Genomic DNA, 17,828 nt, shown 5'->3' on the forward strand with positions numbered 1-17,828 from the left:
CCTTTGAAACCCGCCGCCGCAACCGTTCCCACAGCCCCGGCAGCCCGGTTTTTGGAGCGCCCTGCTCGACCAGCGCTTCAAACAGCGCCTGCAACTGATCCACCACCTGCGCCTGGGCCGGGTCCCGGCTGAACCCGGGCTGCTCCAGATCACGCTGATAGCGATTGTAGGGCGTGTCGTACTTCAACTCTGGCCGGTTCATGAGTCGACACCCAGTTGCCGCTCCAGGGTGCGCGCCAGATCCGCTTTAAGCTCGGTCAACTGACCGTGAAAGAAGTGCCCGGCCTCCGGGTAGCGCAGCAAGGCATGGGGCGATTGCAGCCGGGTTTCGCTCCAGCGGATCACGCCCTCCGGCACCACCACGTCATCCCGCTCGCCCTGGGCAATACAGACGGGACACGGGAAGCGTCCATCGCGATCGTAGGTGTAGCGCTCAACCGGCGGTGCGACCAGCGTCAGATGTTCGACCGATCCCACCCGATAAACCGCTCCAGCGGCCACCGCCGAGCCAAAAGAAAATCCGGCCAAAAGCACACCATCGTCCGGTCGCCGCTCCGAGAGCCAGGAGTACACCGCCAGCAGGTCATCCACCTCCCCGACCGCGTGATCGAACTCGCCCTCACTGGCCCCAACACCCCGGAAATTGAACCGCACGGTAGCAACGCCGAGGTCACGATAGGCCCTCACCAGGGTGGTGACCACCTTGTTGCTCATGGTGCCGCCGTGCTGCGGATGCGGATGGCAGACGATCGCCGCCAGCCCCCGCTCGGCGAGTGAGCCGGATTCGGAGCCGGCCTGGATGCGGGCTTCCAGCCCGCCGACGGGCCCGTCGATGGTAATTGCGGTCTCGGTTTGCGAAAATACTGTCACGATCACCTCAATGGCCTGCCCCGCCCTCTGGGCGCGGCGGTGGTTCACACCCGAAACGGATCAAGGGAATTCCGCCCGGGTCGAATAAAAGGCCGTATAATACCGCGAGCGACCGCAGTTTTGCAGGCCACAAACCGGCTTCATACCGAGAGGAGAAATTTGTGTTTTCATTCGGAACCCTCATTATTACCGCGCTGATCTGTCTGTTGGGCGGTGGTGCCCTGGGCGCGGTACTTTACAAACTGACCGATTCGGGCTCCCGCAGCAAGGAACTCGAAGAGCGGGTTCTGCGCGCTGAAGATGAGCTCAAGCGGTACCAGCAGGATGTGTCCGAGCATTTTGCGAAGACCTCCGAGCTGGTAAACAACCTGACCCAGAGCTATCGCGACGTTTACGAGCACCTGGCAAACAGCGCACTCAAGCTGACCACTCCGGCCCTGAGCCGGCAGATTCTGGACTCGGCCAATACCCAGTTGCTGGGCTCGGAAAAAACCTACCTGAGTGAGGAGCATATCGAAGCTCCCCGGGATTGGGCTCCCAAGAACGGCAAGGGGCAGCTCAGTGAAGAGTACGGTCTGCACGACGAGGGCGAGTACGAATCGCCCTATCAGTACGGTTCTTCGGACACTTACACCGAAGAAACCCAGAATGACAAGCCAGACACCCCAACCGAGCCGCCTCGGGGAGCCATCTGATTTCCCGCTCATGTCACCGTGGTTACACCTACCGGCGGGCATGTCCCGCTGGTCCTTTATCTTCCAACACCGGAGACTGTAGATGAGCGCACGAGGTCTGCTTCAGTCCCTCGGCTGGCCCGTCGCCACCGGACTGCTCATTGCACTACTGACGCTGCTCGCGTTCCCCGAGCTTCGGGGGCCGAACGGTGCACCCGACCCGACGCGCCCGGCCATCACGTCCTACGCGGACGCCGTCGATCGGGCCGCCCCCGCGGTGGTCAGCATTTACACCCGTAAAATTCAGGAACAGCAGCGCCACCCCTTGGCGGATCACCCTTTTTATCGCCGCTTCTTTCCTGAGCGCCCGCAGCAGCAACGCGCGCAATCCGCGCTGGGCTCCGGCGTCATTGTCGACCCCCGCGGCTACCTGCTGACCAATGAGCATGTGATCAACGGCGCCGACGAGATTCAGGTTCTACTGTATGACGGCCGCGAAACCCGCGCGCGATTGGTCGGCACAGACCCAGAGAGCGATCTGGCGGTACTGAAGATTGACCTGGAAGACCTCACCGTCATCGATGTTCCCGAGCCTACCCAGGCGCGCGTAGGGGATATTGTGCTCGCCATTGGCAATCCCTTTGGTGTGGGCCAGACCGTCACCCAGGGTATTCTGAGTGCCACCGGCCGCTACAACCTGAACCTCAGCGAGTACGAGAACTTCCTCCAGACCGATGCCGCGGTGAATGTGGGCAACTCCGGCGGAGCCCTGGTGGACATCCATGGACAGCTCCTGGGCATCAACACCGCCATTCTCGGCGAGGGCAACACTTCCGTGGGAGTCAGCTTCGCCATTCCGGCGGACTCCGCCATGCGGGCACTGCGCGAGATCATCGAGCATGGCCGGGTGGTGCGCGGCTGGCTCGGCCTGGAGGTTCGCCCCCTGAGCCAGGATCAGGCCAGCGCCCTCGCCATGAACTCGACCCAGGGCGTGGTGGTCACCGCCGTGTACAGCGGCAGCCCGGCCGAACAGGCGGGCCTGACGCCGGGCGACATTCTGACCCACATTGACGACGAGTCCGTTGGCAACGGTCGGCGCGGCATGAACCAGATCGCCGCCACCGCCCCGGGCAGCGAGGTGACCCTGCGCATTCTGCGCAACGGCGAGCCGATTGAGCTGGAAACGGTCATCGGTGAGCGTCCCCTGCCGGCCAGCACCTGAGCACCCCGGCCGGGACAGCCCCTCACGCCACAAAAAAGGCCGACCCCGATACCGGGTGTCGGCCTTTTTTGTGGACGCTGAATCGGCTATACCTTGATTCGGTACTCCGCCGAGCGAGCATGCGCTTCCAGCGCTTCACCGCGCGCCAATACCGAGGCGGTTTTGGCCAGCTCCGAGGCACCTTCAGCTGAACAGTGAATGATGGAGCTGCGCTTCTGGAAATCATACACCCCCAGGGGTGAGGAAAACCGCGCAGTGCCCGAGGTCGGCAGAACGTGGTTCGGACCTGCGCAGTAATCGCCCAGTGCCTCCGGCGTATAACGACCCATGAAAATGGCGCCAGCATGGGCCACCTTGGGCAACAGGGCATCCGGATCGGCCACGGACAGCTCCAGGTGCTCCGGAGCAATCCGGTTGCTGACTGCCAGCGCCTGGTCCATATCCTGCACCAGAATCAGCGCACCGCGATTGGCCAACGAGGTCCGGGCAATCGCCTCCCGGCTCAGGGTCGGCAACAGACGCTCCATGGCCGCCTCTACCCGATCGAGAAAAGCCGCATCCGGGCTCACCAGTATCGACTGCGCCTGCTCATCGTGCTCAGCCTGACTGAACAGATCCATCGCGATCCAGTCCGGATCCGTCTGGCCATCGCAGATCACCAGAATCTCCGAGGGACCGGCAATCATGTCAATGTCCACCATCCCGAACACGGCGCGCTTGGCGGTGGCCACATAGATGTTTCCCGGCCCGACGATTTTGTCCACTTTCGGCAGGCTCTCTGTGCCGTAAGCCAAGGCCGCCACCGCCTGAGCACCACCCACCGTCACCACCTTGTCCACGCCGGCCACCGCCGCTGCCGCAAGCACCATGGCATTGAGTTCGCCACCCGGTGCCGGCACGACCATCACCAGCTCCGCCACGCCGGCGACTTTGGCCGGAATCGCATTCATCAGGACCGATGAGGGGTACGAGGCCTTGCCGCCGGGCACATAGAGCCCGACCCGCGCCATGGGTGTCACCTTCTGGCCCAGCCGGGTGCCATCCTCCTCGGTGTAATCCCAGGACGGTTGCCGCTGATGCTCGTGGTAACGCCGAATCCGCTCCGCCGCCACTTCCAGCGCCTGGCGCTGCTCGGCGGGCAGTGACTCGAGCGCCTCATGCAACTTGCTCTCCGGCACAATCAGATCCGCCAGCGAGCTGACCTCACGACGATCCAGGCGGTTGGTGTACTCCACCACCGCCGCATCACCGCGGGTTTTGACGGCCTGAAGAATCTCGTCCACCACCTCGCCGACCCCGGCATCGGACACACTGTCCCAGGCCAGCAGGGCATCGAGACGCGCACTGAAATCCGCAGCGGAGGCATCCAGGCGAGCGATCAGAGGTTGCTTTTCAGTCATGGAAAAATCTCGTCATTACGGCCAGAGCCGGTCTACATGTCAGGCCGGACGCTTGGCGTCAACGGCTTCACCAATGGCGTCAATCACGGATTGAATCAGCACATGCTTCATCTTCATGGACGCCTTGTTTACGATCAGCCGCGAGCTGATATCGGCGATGTGCTCCCGGGGCTCCAGCCCATTGGCAAGCAGCGTATTGCCGGTATCGACAATATCCACAATTTCGTCCGCCAGGTGCATGATCGGCGCCAGCTCCATCGCACCGTACAGCTTGATGATGTCGGTCTGCCGACCGCAACTGGCATAGTATTGCTTGGCCACATTCACATACTTGGTGGCCACCCGCAGACGGCCCTGGCGCGGCGGCGCACCCTTGATGGCTGCGGTCATCAGACGACACCGGGCAATGTCCAGATCCAGCGGCTCATAAAGGCCCTCGGCGCCATTTTCCATCAGGGTATCCTTGCCGGAAATCCCCATGTCGGCGGCCCCGAACTGCACGTAGGTGGGCACATCCGCGCCGCGCAACACCAGCAGGCGCACGTCGGGCCGGGTGGTCTCAAACACCAGCTTGCGGCTCTTGTCGATGTCTTCCGCCGGCTCGATACCGGCCGCAGCCAACAGCGGCAGAGTCTCTTTCAGAATACGGCCCTTGGTCAGGGCAATGGTCAGTGTCTGGGTCATGGGTCTCATCTGGAGGTCAGGGGACGCGGCCGGTCGCCCGCTCACGCGCGGCGTTCCGGCCTCAGTACTCGGTCCGTCAGTTTGGAACCCGACGAATGTTCGCGCCCAACATTTGCAGTTTTTCTTCAATACACTCGTAACCGCGATCGATATGGTAAATGCGGTCCACCAATGTGGTGCCATCCGCTACCAGACCGGCGATCACCAGGCTGGCCGAGGCCCGCAGGTCCGTTGCCATCACGGGGGCGCCCTTGAGCCGGTCCACGCCCTGGATCAGGGCGGTATTGCCTTCGAGGGTAATCTTCGCGCCCATCCGGTTCAGCTCGTGCACCTGAATCAGGCGGTTCTCAAAAATGGTCTCGGTCACGGAGCTGGCGCCCTCGGCCACCGCGTTCATCGCGGTAAACTGGGCCTGCATGTCCGTGGGAAAGGCCGGATAGGGCGCCGTGCGCAAGCTGACGCCCCGGGGCCGCTTACCTTTCATGTCCAGCTCTATCCAGGTATCCCCGATGGTGATTTCCGCTCCGGCCTCTTCCAGCTTGAGCAGCACCGCCTCGAGAATATCGGCCCGGGTGTCTTTCAGGCGCACCCGACCGCGGGTCGCGGCTGCGGCCACCAGGTAAGTGCCGGTTTCAATCCGGTCCGGCATTACACTGTAGGTGCACGAGTGCAGACGCTCGACGCCGTGAACCGTGAGCGTCTGGGTACCAATGCCTTCGATCCGGGCACCCATGGCTTCCAGACAATAGGCCAGATCCACCACTTCGGGCTCCCGAGCGGCATTTTCCAGCACCGTGGTGCCTTCGGCCAATACCGCCGCCATCAGCAGGTTTTCGGTGCCGCCGACGGTCACCGTATCCATCAGGATGTGCGCCCCTTTCAGGCGGCCCTTGCTACGGGCACGAATGTAACCTTCGTCCACATCAATTTCCGCCCCCATGGCCTCCAGGCCACGCAGGTGAATATCCACCGGACGACTGCCAATGGCGCAGCCCCCGGGAAAGGACACGTTGGCCTCTCCGAAGCGGGCCAACAGCGGGCCCAACACCAGGATCGAGGCACGCATGGTTTTCACCAGCTCGTAAGGGGCGGTGAGATCATTGATGCTGGTGGGGTCGACCTCGACGCACATTTTCTCGTCGATGGTGACGCCCACCCCCATGCAGCGCAGCAGCGCCAGCATGGTGGTAATGTCATTCAGATGCGGCATGTTGCACACATGCACCGGACCATCGGCCAGCAGCGTCGCCGCCAGAATCGGCAGGGCCGAGTTTTTCGAGCCGGAAATCCGAATCTCGCCATTGAGCGGCGGCCCGCTTTGAATTTGCAATTTATCCATAGAAAATCACTTGTCGGTCATCGCGCGCTCGCGATGCAATTACTGCTGTTGCTGCCACTGTTCCGGCGTGAAGGTTTTCATGTGCACTGCGTGGATGGTGCCCTGGGCAATGCTGTCGGTCAGCGCCGAGTACACCAGCTGCTGTTTCTTGACCGGCGTCATGCCCTCGAACGCGGGGCTGACGACAACGAGATTGATATGGCTGCCATCAATTCCCACCTGTACGGTGCTATCGGGAACTTTGGCTTCTACCAGTGCTTTGATCTGTTCGGGTTGCATAGACTATCCAGTAATTGACTACCTGGGCCAGACGTTTAGTGCCCAGGCCAGAGGTCTGCGGGCCAGAGGTTTATGGGCCAAAGCGGAATCTTACCTGAATGCGTCGTTCACCGCATCCCGAAAGCCGTCCGCCGCCCCCAGAAACAACCGTTCCTCCAACCCCCAGAAACAACAATGCCGCCGCCCGGGAGGCGACGGCATGAGAGTGGGTGCCGAGACGGCGTTTACATCTCATCCAGCCAGTTGTCGATCACCTTGTCCAGATCACCGTCATACTTCTTGGCGGCCTGACCGAATTGGCTGCGGAAAGAGCGTCCAAGGTTCACGCCGTCCAGCACCAGATTGATCAGCTTCCACTCGCCGGAGCGGTTTTTGGCCATGGTGTAAGACAGCCGATAGGTGGAGCCATCGTGCTTCACCTCCTGATCAACACTGACCCGGCGCTTGTCTGCCACATCTTCAGAGGGCGGGCGGATGCTGATTTCGCTATCCACGTAGTTGGCAATCCCCTTGGCATAGGTGGTCACCAGGCCCCGCTTGAACTCCTGAACAAAGGTTTCCACCTGCTCATCGCTGGCATCGGAGCGGTGCGAGCCCATGACCGCCTTGGCAATGAATTCGAAATCCACCACGGGCTCCAGAATGTCCTGGATTTCGTCGTAGTACTGCTCAGCGTTGTCGCTGCCGCCGTTGTATTTCTGCACCACATCGAACAGGACTTCGGTCACCTCTTCAATCAGCTCGTGAGGCGTTTCCTGCTTGGGGTCTACCGGCTCTGCGGCCCAAACGTTTGCCGCCAACAGCCAGGAGGCCATCAGGGCTACGACCGAACGGAAAGTGATGCTTGCAATGTTGGGTTGGGTCATAGGGGGTTCCTTACAGATTCCAGCTTCCGGGTGATGGGCCTTCCAGCCCGGGAGCCCGGGCCATGCCGGGCTGCGCCATAAAGGCTATATCATAACATTGACTCGGCCTCGCTACCTACGCTCTGACCGTAAAAGAATGTTAGTGTTCCCTCTCAAACTCTACGCCACAAACCACGAGATTGATCAATGACAACCTGGGGTTGGTCCGTTATGGCTCTGCTGGCCGGTTTCGTCGGCCTGATCTGGAGCGCTGATCGCTTTGTCGAGGGCAGCGCCGCCCTCGCCCGCCGCTTGGGCGTGTCGAAACTCGTCATCGGTCTGACCATTGTCGCCTTTGGCACCTCGGCACCCGAAATCATGGTCTCGTTAAGCGCCTCGCTGCGCGAAGCGGGAGAGTTGGCCGTGGGCAACGCGCTCGGCTCCAACCTGGCCAACATGGGACTGGTACTGGCCATCACGGCCTTGTTGGTTGCCCTGCCCATCCAGCATCACCTGCTGACCCGAGAACTGCCCGCTCTACTGATCATCACCCTGCTGGCCGGTTATACCCTCTATGACGGCCAACTGACACGCCCCGAGGGCGTTCTGTTGGTGGCGGCGCTGACCATCACCTTAGGGGCTCTGGCCTTGACCCGCCGCGCCCACCCGGAAGAGGTGGACGACGAGATCCCGAATTACACCGGTATGGCGGCAACCCTCTGGTTTCTGATCGGGTTGATTACCCTGGTAATCAGCGCCGAACTTCTGGTCTGGGGCGCACAGAACCTGGCCCTGGCCGCCGGCGTATCACCGCTGGTGGTGGGACTGACCGTCATCGCCGTGGGCACCAGCCTGCCCGAGCTGGCCGCTTCGGTGGGCAGCGCCCTGAAGGGCCACCAGGATATGGCGCTGGGCAATATCATCGGCTCCAACCTGTTCAACCTGCTGGCGGTCATGGCCTTACCGGGTCTGATTCAGGAGCCGGTCATGGACCGGCAGGTGTTCTATCGGGATTATCTGGCCATGGCCGCGATGACCTTCGCCCTGGCGATCGCCATCGGTGTGGATTACCGCCTGCGGCGCAACGCTCACACGGGCCCGGGGGAGGCTCGCGGGCACCTGGGTCGGCTTATTGCTGTGGTGCTACTGGCGGCCTATATCGGTTATTACGTTTGGCTGTTCAACACTCTGTAGTCCGGCATTCGTCATCCCCGGTCCAAGGCCGTATAATGGGCCGCTTTACCACGCCGAGTATCTGCACCGTCCATGACTGACTTCGACTTTATCCACTCCGGACAGCGCACCATCGATATTGAACAGCAGGCTGTAGCGGCCTTGCGCGAGCGAATCGATGCCCGTTTTACCCGGGCCTGCGAGCTGATGCTTGGGGTCTCAGGACGGGTGATCGTCACCGGCATGGGCAAATCCGGGCACATTGCCAAAAAAATTGCGGCCACGCTGGCCAGCACCGGCACCCCCGCCTTTTTTGTCCACCCCGGTGAGGCGAGCCATGGCGACCTGGGCATGATCACCCGGGAAGACGCCGTCATCGCCATCTCCTACTCCGGCAACTCCGATGAAATCATCACCCTGCTTCCGCTGCTCAAGCGCCTCGGGGTGCCCATCATCAGCATGACCGGCAACCCCCGTTCGCCGCTGGCCGAAGAAGCGGCCGTCGACCTGGACATCAGTGTCACCACCGAGGCCTGTCCGCTGGCACTGGCACCGACGGCAAGTACCACCGCGACCCTGGTCATCGGCGATGCCCTGGCCATTGCCCTGCTGGAGGCCCGCGGTTTTACCGCCGAGGACTTCGCCTTCTCCCACCCCGGAGGCACGCTTGGGCGCAAGCTGCTGTTGCGCGCCGAAGACATCATGCACCGCGGCGCGGCCATTCCACGGGTGAGCGTTCACACCAGTCTGTCCCAGGCATTGCTGGAGATGACCCGCAAGGGCTTCGGCATGACCACCATTGTGGATGAGCATGACCAACTGCTGGGCATTTACACCGACGGCGACCTGCGCCGCAGCATCGACCGGGGCGCCGACCTCAAGGATGCCGAAATCGGCCAACTGATGAACGCCAACCCCAAAACCATCGACGCCCACACGCTGGCGGCCGAGGCACTGAAAATCATGGAAGACAAAAAAATTACCGCCCTGATTGTTCTCGACGAACAAAGACGGCCCCAGGGGGTCGTACATATGCACGATATTCTTCGCGCGGGCATCATCTGATGCCTGAACTCCAAACCTCAAACCCTGCGTACCGCTTCCAATGACCGACCCGAAGGCGCCACACAAAGACTTTGCGCAACGCGCTCAGGCCATTTCACTGCTGTTGCTGGACGTGGACGGCGTGCTCACCGACGGCAACCTCTACTTCACCGAAACCGGCGACGAACTCAAAGCGTTCTGCACCCTGGACGGTCTCGGCATCAAACTGCTGCGGCGCAGCGGCATAGAGGTGGGCATCATCAGCGGCCGCAAAACCGACCTCGTCGCCCGACGCGCACGCAGCCTGGGGTTGGAGCTGGTCATCCAGGGACGCGAGGACAAATGGGACGCCCTGAGCGAATGGCGCGAACAACACCCCGTACCCCTCAATCAGATTGCGTTCATAGGCGATGACTGGCCGGACCTCACCATCATGACCCGGGTTGGCCTGGCCCTGACCGTAGCCAATGCCCACCCCGCGGTCGCCGAGCGGTCCCACTGGCAGAGTGAACTTCGGGGCGGCCAGGGTGCCGTCCGGGCCGCCTGCGATGCCCTGCTGAAAGCCCGGGGCGACTACGAGCGACTATTGGCCGACTACCTCGCCCCCGACCAGGAGGCACGCTGATATGTGGAAACACCCACTGACCTGGATTGGCCTGTTTCTGCTGATCGCCCTGGTGGCGGTGTGGGACTACTCTCCGGAAGACCTGCTGCGCGCGCCTCCAGAGGCGCAGACCCGTTTCCCCCAGGCGTTCATGGTGTCGTCCGAAACCCGGCGCTATGACCCGGAAGGCGAACTGCAATACCGGATGCTGAGCGAGCGAGCCGATCACTTCCAGCACCTGCCCAATCGCTCGAGCCCCAGGGACTACTCGCTGATTCAGGCCCCCGATGTAACTGTGTTCGGCGAGGATACCCCGCCCTGGCAACTGACCGCCCGGCTCGGCCGCAGCGACGCGACGGGCGAGACTCTGGTGTTCACCGGCGAGGTCCGGGCCTGGCAGCAGAGCGCCAATGGCGCGATGGAAATCACCACCCCCGAACTCCAGGTAGAGCCCAACCGGCAATTCGCGCAGACCGACAAAGCTGTTACCATGCGCTCCCCACAGGGCCGACACGACGCCGTTGGTATGCGCGCCGACCTGGCCGAAGATCAAATTGAATTACTATCGGAGGTGCGCGGCACCTATGAACCACCCCAAGGGAACTGACATCGTCCGGCGAGCGCGCCACCTCGCGCTGTTCACATTACTGGGTGCCCTGCTGGCCCCCGGCGCCGCCGCCCTGCCAGACGACCAGCAACAGCCGATTTACATCGAATCCGACCGCGCCGAGCGAGACGGGCAGAAAGGCATCATGCGGTATGAAGGCGATGTGCGCCTGCGCCAGGGTAGCCTCAATATCCGCGCCGAAAGCCTGGTGGTACACACCGACGCCAACCGACAAGTGGAGCGGGTGGTGGCCGAAGGCACCCCGGCCCACTTTGAGCAGCAACCCGAAGTGGACGACCAGCCCATTGCCGCCCAGGCCAACACCATCCGGTACGATGTGACCAGCGAGCGCCTGGAGCTGCAGACCAACGCCCGGATCGTGCAGGGCGACGCCACCATGAGCGGCAACCGGATCGACTACGATATGGCCAGTGAAATCCTCAAGGCCGAGGGCGATACGGAATCCGATAGCCCGCGTATCGAAATGGTATTGCCACCGCAAAGCGACCGCGCTGAACAGGACTGACTCATGCCCAGCTTGCACGCCCTGAACCTGGCCAAAAGTTACAAAACCCGCAAAGTGGTGCTCGATGTCTCCCTGTCGGTATCTACCGGACAGATCGTGGGGCTGCTCGGTCCCAACGGGGCGGGCAAAACCACCTGCTTTTACATGATCGCCGGTCTGATTGGCGCCGACAACGGCCGGGTACTGATCGACCAGAAGGACATCACTCACCTGCCCATTCACGGGCGGGCGCGCGCCGGGATCGGCTATCTGCCCCAGGAAGCCTCGGTGTTCCGCAAACTCACGGTGTCCGACAACATCATGGCGATCCTGGAAACCCGCAAGGAACTGAACCGCAAACAGCGCCTGGCCAAGCTCGACGCCCTGCTGCGAGAATTCCACATCACCCACATCAAGGACAGCCTGGGTATGTCACTGTCCGGGGGCGAACGCCGCCGGGTGGAAATTGCCAGAGCCCTGGCCACCGAACCCCAGTTCATTCTGCTGGATGAGCCTTTCGCCGGCGTGGATCCGATATCCGTCTCGGACATCAAACAGATTGTCCGGCACCTGAAAGAGCGCGGCATCGGCGTGCTGATCACCGATCACAACGTGCGGGAGACACTGGATATCTGCGAAAAAGCCTACATTGTCAGCGAAGGCCACATTATTGCCGAGGGCACCGCCGCCGATGTGCTGGCCAATGAGCGGGTCCGGGAAGTGTACCTGGGCGAGCACTTTCACCTCTAGCGCAATGGGGGCACCCTCTAGCGCACCGGACAGCGGTAACGCGGCGGGCTTAACCGGCCCGCTCAGCTCTTGACAAATTCTGATTCTTGCGTATTGGGCACAAAGATTGCTTATCCTTGTTGCCAGTGGCCTTCCGTCTGACTAAACTCTGGGTAATTCGTCACATTTCGTTTCGACCGGGGTCCCAGCAGCATACCCATGAAACAATCCCTACAGCTCAAACTCGGCCAACAGCTGACCATGACACCTCAGCTGCAGCAGGCGATTCGCCTGTTGCAACTGTCCACCCTGGACCTCCAGCAGGAAATCCAGGAGGCGCTCGACTCCAACCCCATGCTGGAGGTGGAGGAGACCCATGACAGCCCCGAGGAAAAAAGTAACGACGACCGGGAATCCGACGCCCGCAACGGCAAAGACACCCGGGACGGTGAGAGCCAACCCAGCGCGGACAGTGATGGCGCCGATCTGGGCCAGACCGACAGTGACTGGAACGATGAAATCCCCAACGACCTGCCCGTCGACACCAGTTGGGACGATGTGTACCAGTCCACTCCCGCCGCCTCCAGCCCCTACGAGGGCGATGAAAACAGCGATTATGACAGCCGACGGGGCACCACCGACTCGCTCTACGATCACCTGATGTGGCAACTGAACCTGACCCCCATGTCCGACCGGGACCGGATCATTGCCATGACGCTGATCGACGCCGTCGAACCCAGCGGCATGCTCTCCATCTCGCTGGACGAAATTCTCGAGGGTCTGCAAAACGACTGGGAAGAGCTCGAGTACGATGAAATTGTCGCGGTCCAGCACCGCGTTCAGCAGTTTGACCCCTGCGGCGTCGCCAGCCAGAACCTGTCCGAATGCCTGCTCGTCCAATTGCAGCAGCTGCCGGCGGATACGCCGCTGTTGGAAGCGGCCAAGACCATTGTCCGCCAGTACCTGCCGCAGCTGGCCAGTCGCGACTACCGTCAGTTGATGCGCCGCACCCGGCTGAAAGAGCAGGAGCTGCGCGACGCAATTGTCCTGATCCAGAGCCTCAATCCGCGCCCCGGTGACCAGATTGCCAGCGGTGACGTGGAGTATGTGGTACCGGACGTCTTTGTCGAGAAACGCGAAGGCCGTTGGATGGTCGAGCTCAACCCCGACATTGCACCGCGCCTGCGGATCAACCCGGGCTATGCCTCCATGGTAAAGCGGGCCGACTCCAGCACCGACAACACCTTCCTCAAAGACAACCTGCAGGAAGCCCGCTGGTTTCTGAAAAGCCTGCAAAGCCGCAACGAAACCCTGCTCAAGGTGGCCACCTGCATCGTCGAGAAGCAGCGCGGCTTTCTGGATCATGGCGCCGAGGCCATGCGCCCCCTGGTCCTGCACGACATCGCCGAACTGGTGGATATGCATGAATCGACCATCTCCCGGGTGACCACACAGAAATACATGCACACCCCCCAGGGTATCTTCGAGCTCAAATACTTTTTCTCGAGCCATGTCAGCACGGAATCCGGCGGCGAGTGCTCTTCCACCGCAATCCGGGCTATCATTAAGAAGCTGGTGGCCTCCGAGTCACCCCAGAAGCCACTGAGTGACAGTAAGATTACCGCTCTGTTGGCCGAACAGGGCATCAAGGTAGCCCGGCGAACCATTGCCAAATACCGGGAGTCGCTGGGCATTCCCCCATCGAACGAACGAAAAACCCTGGGACCGGCCTGAGGCCCCGGGGGAAGGTGACGCCGCGTGGCTGGCACTGCTATGCTAGGCGGCAGGAGACCAGACGCCAGCATTTTCAGGATGGGCCCGGCTGTCGACCCGGACGTTGAAGCAGTCGGTTGCGGGTCCGTAACCATCACGTGATCGCCACGCCAAAGAGGATGTTGCTATGCAAATCAATATCAGCGGCCACCACCTGGATCTGACTGACGCTTTGAAAGACTATGTCTCCAACAAGCTTGAACGCCTGACCCACCACCACGACAAAATCACCAGCACCGACGTCATCCTGTCGGTGGAAAAGCTGGAACAGAAGGCCGAGGCACGCGTTCACGTCAGCGGGAAAGACCTGTTCGCCGACGCCGTCGATCAGGATATGTACGCCGCTATTGACCAGTTGACTGACAAACTGGACCGGCAACTCATCAAACATAAAGAGAAGCTACGAAGCCATCGTTGAACCTATGGATATCAAAACCATCATCACTCCGGGCCGCACACTGTGCGGCATTGAGGGCGTCAGCAAAAAGCGGGCGCTGGAAATTCTGGCCAACACCATTGCCGAGGACGTACCGACGATTGACGCCGACGACCTGTTTCGGCGCCTGATCGGCCGGGAGCGTCTGGGGTCGACCGGCATCGGCCACGGCATCGCCATTCCCCACTGCCGGGTGAGCAACTGTGAGGGCACCATCGGTGCCCTCATTACGCTCAAAGAACCCATCGATTTCGACGCCATCGACGGTGAGCCGGTGGATGTGCTGTTTGCCATGCTGGTACCGGAAAACGCGCACAGCGAGCACCTGCAGACCCTGGCCTCGCTGGCCAGCATGCTCAATGACGCCGAGTTCCGGGCTCGCCTGCGGGCCGCCGACAGCAATGAGTCGCTCTACGATGTGGCCATTGGAGAGCCGGCCGCGAGCTGAACCGCAGCCCCAAACCCCGATCGCCATCCGCACCGATTACCAGGACAGTCTGCCCCATGCACTTGATCATTGTCAGTGGCCTCTCCGGCTCCGGAAAAAGTACGGCGCTGCACGTACTCGAAGACGTCGGCTATAACTGCATCGACAACCTGCCGGTGAGCCTGTTGCCCGCACTGGTCGCCCAAATCCAGATTCACCGGGACAGCGACGACCAGAACTTCGCCATCGGTATCGATGTGCGCAACGCCTGGCAGGACCTGAACATCTTTCCGGACATGATCAAAACCCTGAAAGATGCCCATATCCCGATTTACGTCCTGTTCCTGGACACCGGTGTCCCCGTGCTCATGCAGCGCTTCAGCGAAACCCGCCGCAAGCACCCATTGAGTGATCGGGATACCAACCTGCAGGAATCGATTCGCGAGGAGCAACACCTGCTGGAGCCGATCCGGGACACCGCAGACCAGGTACTGGACACCAGCCATCTCAACCTGCACGAACTGCGCGACCTGGTCAAAGACCGGGTGGTGGGCTCCCAGGAGACCACCATGGCCATCCAGTTCGAGTCCTTCGGCTTCAAACACGGCGTTCCGGTGAATGCCGATCTGGTGTTCGATGCCCGCTGCCTGCCTAACCCCCACTGGAAGCCCAACCTGCGGCCGTTGACCGGAAAGGACGCTGAGGTGGCGGCCTTTCTCGAGGGCGAGGAAAAAGTGCAGGCCATGTACCAGGATATCGAGGACTACCTGACCCGCTGGCTGCCCCACTACCAGGCCAACAGCCGCAGCTATATCACCATCGCCATCGGCTGCACCGGCGGGCAGCACCGCTCGGTCTACCTGGCCGAACGGCTGCAGAAGCATTTTGCCCAACAATACGATAACGTTCTGGTTCGTCACCGGGAACTCAACACTGCGGACAGACACTGACCCCATGCCGTCATCCATCATCACGTTGATCAATCAAAAAGGCCTGCATGCCCGGGCCGCCGCCAAGCTGGCCACGACCGCCGGTCAGTTTGATTGTGACGTGCGTGTCCGGTGCGACGGCAGCGACACTTGGGTTGACGGCAAAAGCGTCATGTCCCTGATGCTTCTGGCGGCGGCCTGCGGCACCGACCTGGAGCTGGCGGCCGACGGCCACGACGCAGATAACGCATTGGACGCCCTATGCGCCCTGATCAATGACCGATTTGACGAAGGCGAGTAGCTCAGGAGCCCCATGACTGAGCGTATGAAACGGAGAGCAAGGACCATGAAACATTTCAGCCAGACCCTCACCATCGCACTGATGGCCCTCACCGCCACCCTGCTGTCAGGATGCGGCGGCGACAGTGCCGGCGGCGGCCGTCTTGACCTGCGCGCACCCATTGATGGCACACCGACAGGCGACCTCACCCTCAGCCCGGCGCGGGCCGACAGCGAGTACGCCTCCGTCCTGGCCGATTGCGCGCGCCCATTCAATCGCGGTGGCGACAATGAGTTCGACGCCTGCCGTCTCGGGCAGCTACCCCTGCTGGGCCAGGAGCACGATCAGGTCACCGTCGATGATGTACTCGAACGCACCCTGGTCAGTCACGACTGGATGGCCAACCGCTTTGAGCAGGCCCTGACCGCCTTGCCGGACGATCTGCTGCAACTGTTCAGCGGTGTGACCGCAGTGGTAATCGGCGCCGATATTCGCCCCTCCTATTACTGGCTGGCCACCGGGTCCATATACCTTGACCCCGCCTATCTCTGGCTGACCATTGAGGAGCGCGATACCATCTCCCGGGAACCCGACTTCCGCAGCGGTTTTGATCGGGAGCTGAACTTTGAAAGCCTGGCCCGCTTTGTCAAAGGCGGCGACTACGCCTGGAGCAGCGCGCCCCTGAGCGGCCCCGGTGACGACCGGACCCTCGAACAGATTCTCGCGCCCATGTCGGCGCTGCTGTTTCACGAACTGGCACACGCCAACGATTACATTCCCCCCGCTGAGCACGCCAATCTCAACAGTGAGTGGACCGTGGCCGAGGCGGCCATTCAGCTCGAATCCGACAGCGTGTCGGCTACCCTCGCGAGCACTTATCCACTCAGCTCGACACTGATGATGGACCTGGCCGAAGTGAGCTTTCAGGGCCGGGATGCTACCGAGGCGGAGAAACAGCTGACACCCCAGGAGGTCGGCCTGGAGTTCGCAGGCGATATCGCCACGGATGCTTACGCCTACGTCAGCAGTGGCGAGCGGGAACTGTTTTTTGAAGATACCGCCATGCTGTTCGAGGAGGCGATGATGCAACACTATTTTGGCATCACGCGCGAGGTGGCCTTTACCGACCGGCCCGAGGGCGACGAGGTTTTCTGCGATGATTACATTGTCCGCTGGGGCGAACGCGGCCGGGCTGGCAACGAACAGATTCGGCCCCGCCTGGCGCTGATCCTGCCCCTGTTGCTGGACCACAGTGACACCGAGCCCTATCTGGCGTCGCTGCCGGAATCCGAACCGATGACCAACAACCTGGGTTGGTGTGCCAACCTGAGCCCAAGTGCCATGGGCCTGCACACCGAGCGCGACGGCCAGTGGCGCGAACCTCTTCCGGTACAGGACCAGCGCCATGGCCCCGGCCATCCGCATTCTTCTATTCACTAGAGCACATCGCTCAGTACAGGCTTTGATGTTATGACCGACCGCAAATTTTTCGATGACGACAGCGAACAGGATGATGACTTCGTCAGTAAAACCCAGCGCAAGAGAGAAATGCACGCGCTGCAGGAGCTGGGTAAACAGCTCGTCGAGCTTAACGACGAGCAACTGGCCCGCATGCCCCTCGAGCCCAAGCTCGAGGCCGCGGTGGTCGAAATGCGTCGCATCCGGCACCGCGAGGCGCGGCGCCGGCAACTACAGTTTATCGGCCGGTTGATGCGCGACGCGGATCAGGACGGCATCCAGGCGGCACTGGATCAGTTCAACCACCAGAGCCGGGCCAGCATTCAGATTCATCACCAGGCCGAGCAGTGGCGCGACCGCTTACTGACCGAGCCGGACGCGCTGCAAGAATTCATCGATCAACACCCCGGCGTGGATATCCAACACCTGCGCCAACTGCTGCGTCAGGCGCAGAAAGAAGCCAGCCAGAACAAGGCACCGAGCAGCGCCCGCAAACTGTTTAAGGAAATTCGGGACACGCTGTCCGAGGCCGCGCTGAACGGCTGAGCCC

At 61.6% G+C, this 17,828-nt stretch carries 21 protein-coding genes and 1 pseudogene; 15 read left to right on the forward strand and 7 right to left on the reverse strand.

Features of this window, described 5'->3' with window-relative positions:
* Window positions 1-202 (reverse strand): annotated as a pseudogene (locus B3520_RS09325) (hypothetical protein); the annotation flags it as partial.
* On the reverse strand, window positions 199-870 hold the full coding sequence (locus B3520_RS09330) for an alpha/beta hydrolase (protein ID WP_286805671.1): 672 nt from the start codon (window positions 868-870) through the stop codon (window positions 199-201). The gene B3520_RS09330 and the pseudogene B3520_RS09325, both read right to left, overlap by 4 nt.
* Window positions 871-1,031: 161 nt before the next feature.
* On the opposite strand from B3520_RS09330, the gene B3520_RS09335 reads away from it, so the two are divergent.
* Window positions 1,032-1,565, forward strand: coding sequence for a YhcB family protein (locus B3520_RS09335; RefSeq protein WP_286805673.1), 534 nt, complete (start codon window positions 1,032-1,034; stop codon window positions 1,563-1,565).
* Window positions 1,566-1,647: 82 nt separating this feature from the next.
* Window positions 1,648-2,766 carry a trypsin-like peptidase domain-containing protein gene (locus tag B3520_RS09340; RefSeq protein WP_123636894.1) on the forward strand — a complete coding sequence of 373 codons (1,119 nt, stop codon included), beginning with the start codon at window positions 1,648-1,650 and terminating at the stop codon, window positions 2,764-2,766.
* An 86-nt stretch (window positions 2,767-2,852) separates the two neighbouring features.
* Here B3520_RS09340 and hisD read toward each other — a convergent pair whose 3' ends face one another.
* The 5 genes from hisD to B3520_RS09365 all read right to left on the reverse strand — a co-directional run bounded on the left by hisD (window position 2,853) and on the right by B3520_RS09365 (window position 7,334).
* Complete coding sequence (gene hisD / locus B3520_RS09345) at window positions 2,853-4,166, reverse strand: histidinol dehydrogenase (RefSeq protein ID WP_286805674.1); 1,314 nt, start codon at window positions 4,164-4,166, stop codon at window positions 2,853-2,855.
* A 39-nt stretch (window positions 4,167-4,205) separates the two neighbouring features.
* Window positions 4,206-4,850, reverse strand: coding sequence for an ATP phosphoribosyltransferase (hisG, locus tag B3520_RS09350; protein ID WP_024459576.1), 645 nt, complete (start codon window positions 4,848-4,850; stop codon window positions 4,206-4,208).
* A 76-nt stretch (window positions 4,851-4,926) separates the two neighbouring features.
* Window positions 4,927-6,189, reverse strand: coding sequence for a UDP-N-acetylglucosamine 1-carboxyvinyltransferase (gene murA / locus B3520_RS09355; RefSeq protein ID WP_123636891.1), 1,263 nt, complete (start codon window positions 6,187-6,189; stop codon window positions 4,927-4,929).
* Window positions 6,190-6,228: 39 nt separating this feature from the next.
* Complete coding sequence (locus B3520_RS09360; RefSeq protein WP_024459574.1) at window positions 6,229-6,468, reverse strand: BolA family protein; 240 nt, start codon at window positions 6,466-6,468, stop codon at window positions 6,229-6,231.
* A gap of 224 nt (window positions 6,469-6,692) precedes the next feature.
* A complete protein-coding gene (locus tag B3520_RS09365) occupies window positions 6,693-7,334 on the reverse strand; it encodes an MlaC/ttg2D family ABC transporter substrate-binding protein (RefSeq protein ID WP_286805675.1) in 642 nt (213 codons plus the stop codon).
* Window positions 7,335-7,520: 186 nt separating this feature from the next.
* Here B3520_RS09365 and B3520_RS09370 point away from each other — a divergent pair, with 186 nt between their 5' ends.
* The 13 genes from B3520_RS09370 to yjgA all read left to right on the forward strand — a co-directional run bounded on the left by B3520_RS09370 (window position 7,521) and on the right by yjgA (window position 17,824).
* Complete coding sequence (locus B3520_RS09370; RefSeq protein ID WP_286805676.1) at window positions 7,521-8,507, forward strand: calcium/sodium antiporter; 987 nt, start codon at window positions 7,521-7,523, stop codon at window positions 8,505-8,507.
* A gap of 72 nt (window positions 8,508-8,579) precedes the next feature.
* Window positions 8,580-9,551: a KpsF/GutQ family sugar-phosphate isomerase gene (locus B3520_RS09375; RefSeq protein WP_123636887.1), complete on the forward strand. Its 972-nt coding sequence runs from the start codon at window positions 8,580-8,582 to the stop codon at window positions 9,549-9,551.
* Window positions 9,552-9,591: 40 nt separating this feature from the next.
* Complete coding sequence (locus B3520_RS09380; RefSeq protein WP_286805678.1) at window positions 9,592-10,155, forward strand: KdsC family phosphatase; 564 nt, start codon at window positions 9,592-9,594, stop codon at window positions 10,153-10,155.
* Window position 10,156: 1 nt separating this feature from the next.
* Entirely contained in the window at window positions 10,157-10,741 is a 585-nt protein-coding gene (gene lptC, locus B3520_RS09385) for an LPS export ABC transporter periplasmic protein LptC (protein ID WP_286805679.1), read from the forward strand.
* Window positions 10,719-11,267 carry a lipopolysaccharide transport periplasmic protein LptA gene (gene lptA / locus B3520_RS09390; protein ID WP_286875912.1) on the forward strand — a complete coding sequence of 183 codons (549 nt, stop codon included), beginning with the start codon at window positions 10,719-10,721 and terminating at the stop codon, window positions 11,265-11,267. Before lptC ends, lptA begins: the two co-directional genes overlap by 23 nt.
* Before the next feature lie 3 nt (window positions 11,268-11,270).
* Window positions 11,271-11,996 carry an LPS export ABC transporter ATP-binding protein gene (gene lptB, locus B3520_RS09395; protein ID WP_286875913.1) on the forward strand — a complete coding sequence of 242 codons (726 nt, stop codon included), beginning with the start codon at window positions 11,271-11,273 and terminating at the stop codon, window positions 11,994-11,996.
* 198 nt (window positions 11,997-12,194) lie between these two features.
* Complete coding sequence (locus B3520_RS09400) at window positions 12,195-13,709, forward strand: RNA polymerase factor sigma-54 (protein WP_286805685.1); 1,515 nt, start codon at window positions 12,195-12,197, stop codon at window positions 13,707-13,709.
* 166 nt (window positions 13,710-13,875) lie between these two features.
* On the forward strand, window positions 13,876-14,166 hold the full coding sequence (gene hpf / locus B3520_RS09405) for a ribosome hibernation-promoting factor, HPF/YfiA family (protein ID WP_024459565.1): 291 nt from the start codon (window positions 13,876-13,878) through the stop codon (window positions 14,164-14,166).
* 4 nt (window positions 14,167-14,170) lie between these two features.
* Window positions 14,171-14,632 (forward strand): PTS IIA-like nitrogen regulatory protein PtsN, encoded by a 462-nt coding sequence (gene ptsN / locus B3520_RS09410; protein WP_123636881.1) that lies wholly within the window; start codon window positions 14,171-14,173, stop codon window positions 14,630-14,632.
* A gap of 56 nt (window positions 14,633-14,688) precedes the next feature.
* Entirely contained in the window at window positions 14,689-15,561 is an 873-nt protein-coding gene (rapZ, locus tag B3520_RS09415; protein WP_123636880.1) for an RNase adapter RapZ, read from the forward strand.
* Window positions 15,562-15,565: 4 nt separating this feature from the next.
* A complete protein-coding gene (locus B3520_RS09420) occupies window positions 15,566-15,841 on the forward strand; it encodes an HPr family phosphocarrier protein (RefSeq protein WP_286875915.1) in 276 nt (91 codons plus the stop codon).
* Window positions 15,842-15,886: 45 nt separating this feature from the next.
* A complete protein-coding gene (locus B3520_RS09425; RefSeq protein WP_286875916.1) occupies window positions 15,887-17,260 on the forward strand; it encodes a hypothetical protein in 1,374 nt (457 codons plus the stop codon).
* A gap of 30 nt (window positions 17,261-17,290) precedes the next feature.
* Window positions 17,291-17,824 carry a ribosome biogenesis factor YjgA gene (gene yjgA, locus B3520_RS09430; RefSeq protein WP_024459560.1) on the forward strand — a complete coding sequence of 178 codons (534 nt, stop codon included), beginning with the start codon at window positions 17,291-17,293 and terminating at the stop codon, window positions 17,822-17,824.
* Window positions 17,825-17,828: the final 4 nt, after the last annotated feature.

It is taken from the genome of Marinimicrobium sp. UBA4509 (assembly GCF_002388575.1).
GTDB classification, from domain to species: domain Bacteria; phylum Pseudomonadota; class Gammaproteobacteria; order Pseudomonadales; family Cellvibrionaceae; genus Marinimicrobium; species Marinimicrobium koreense.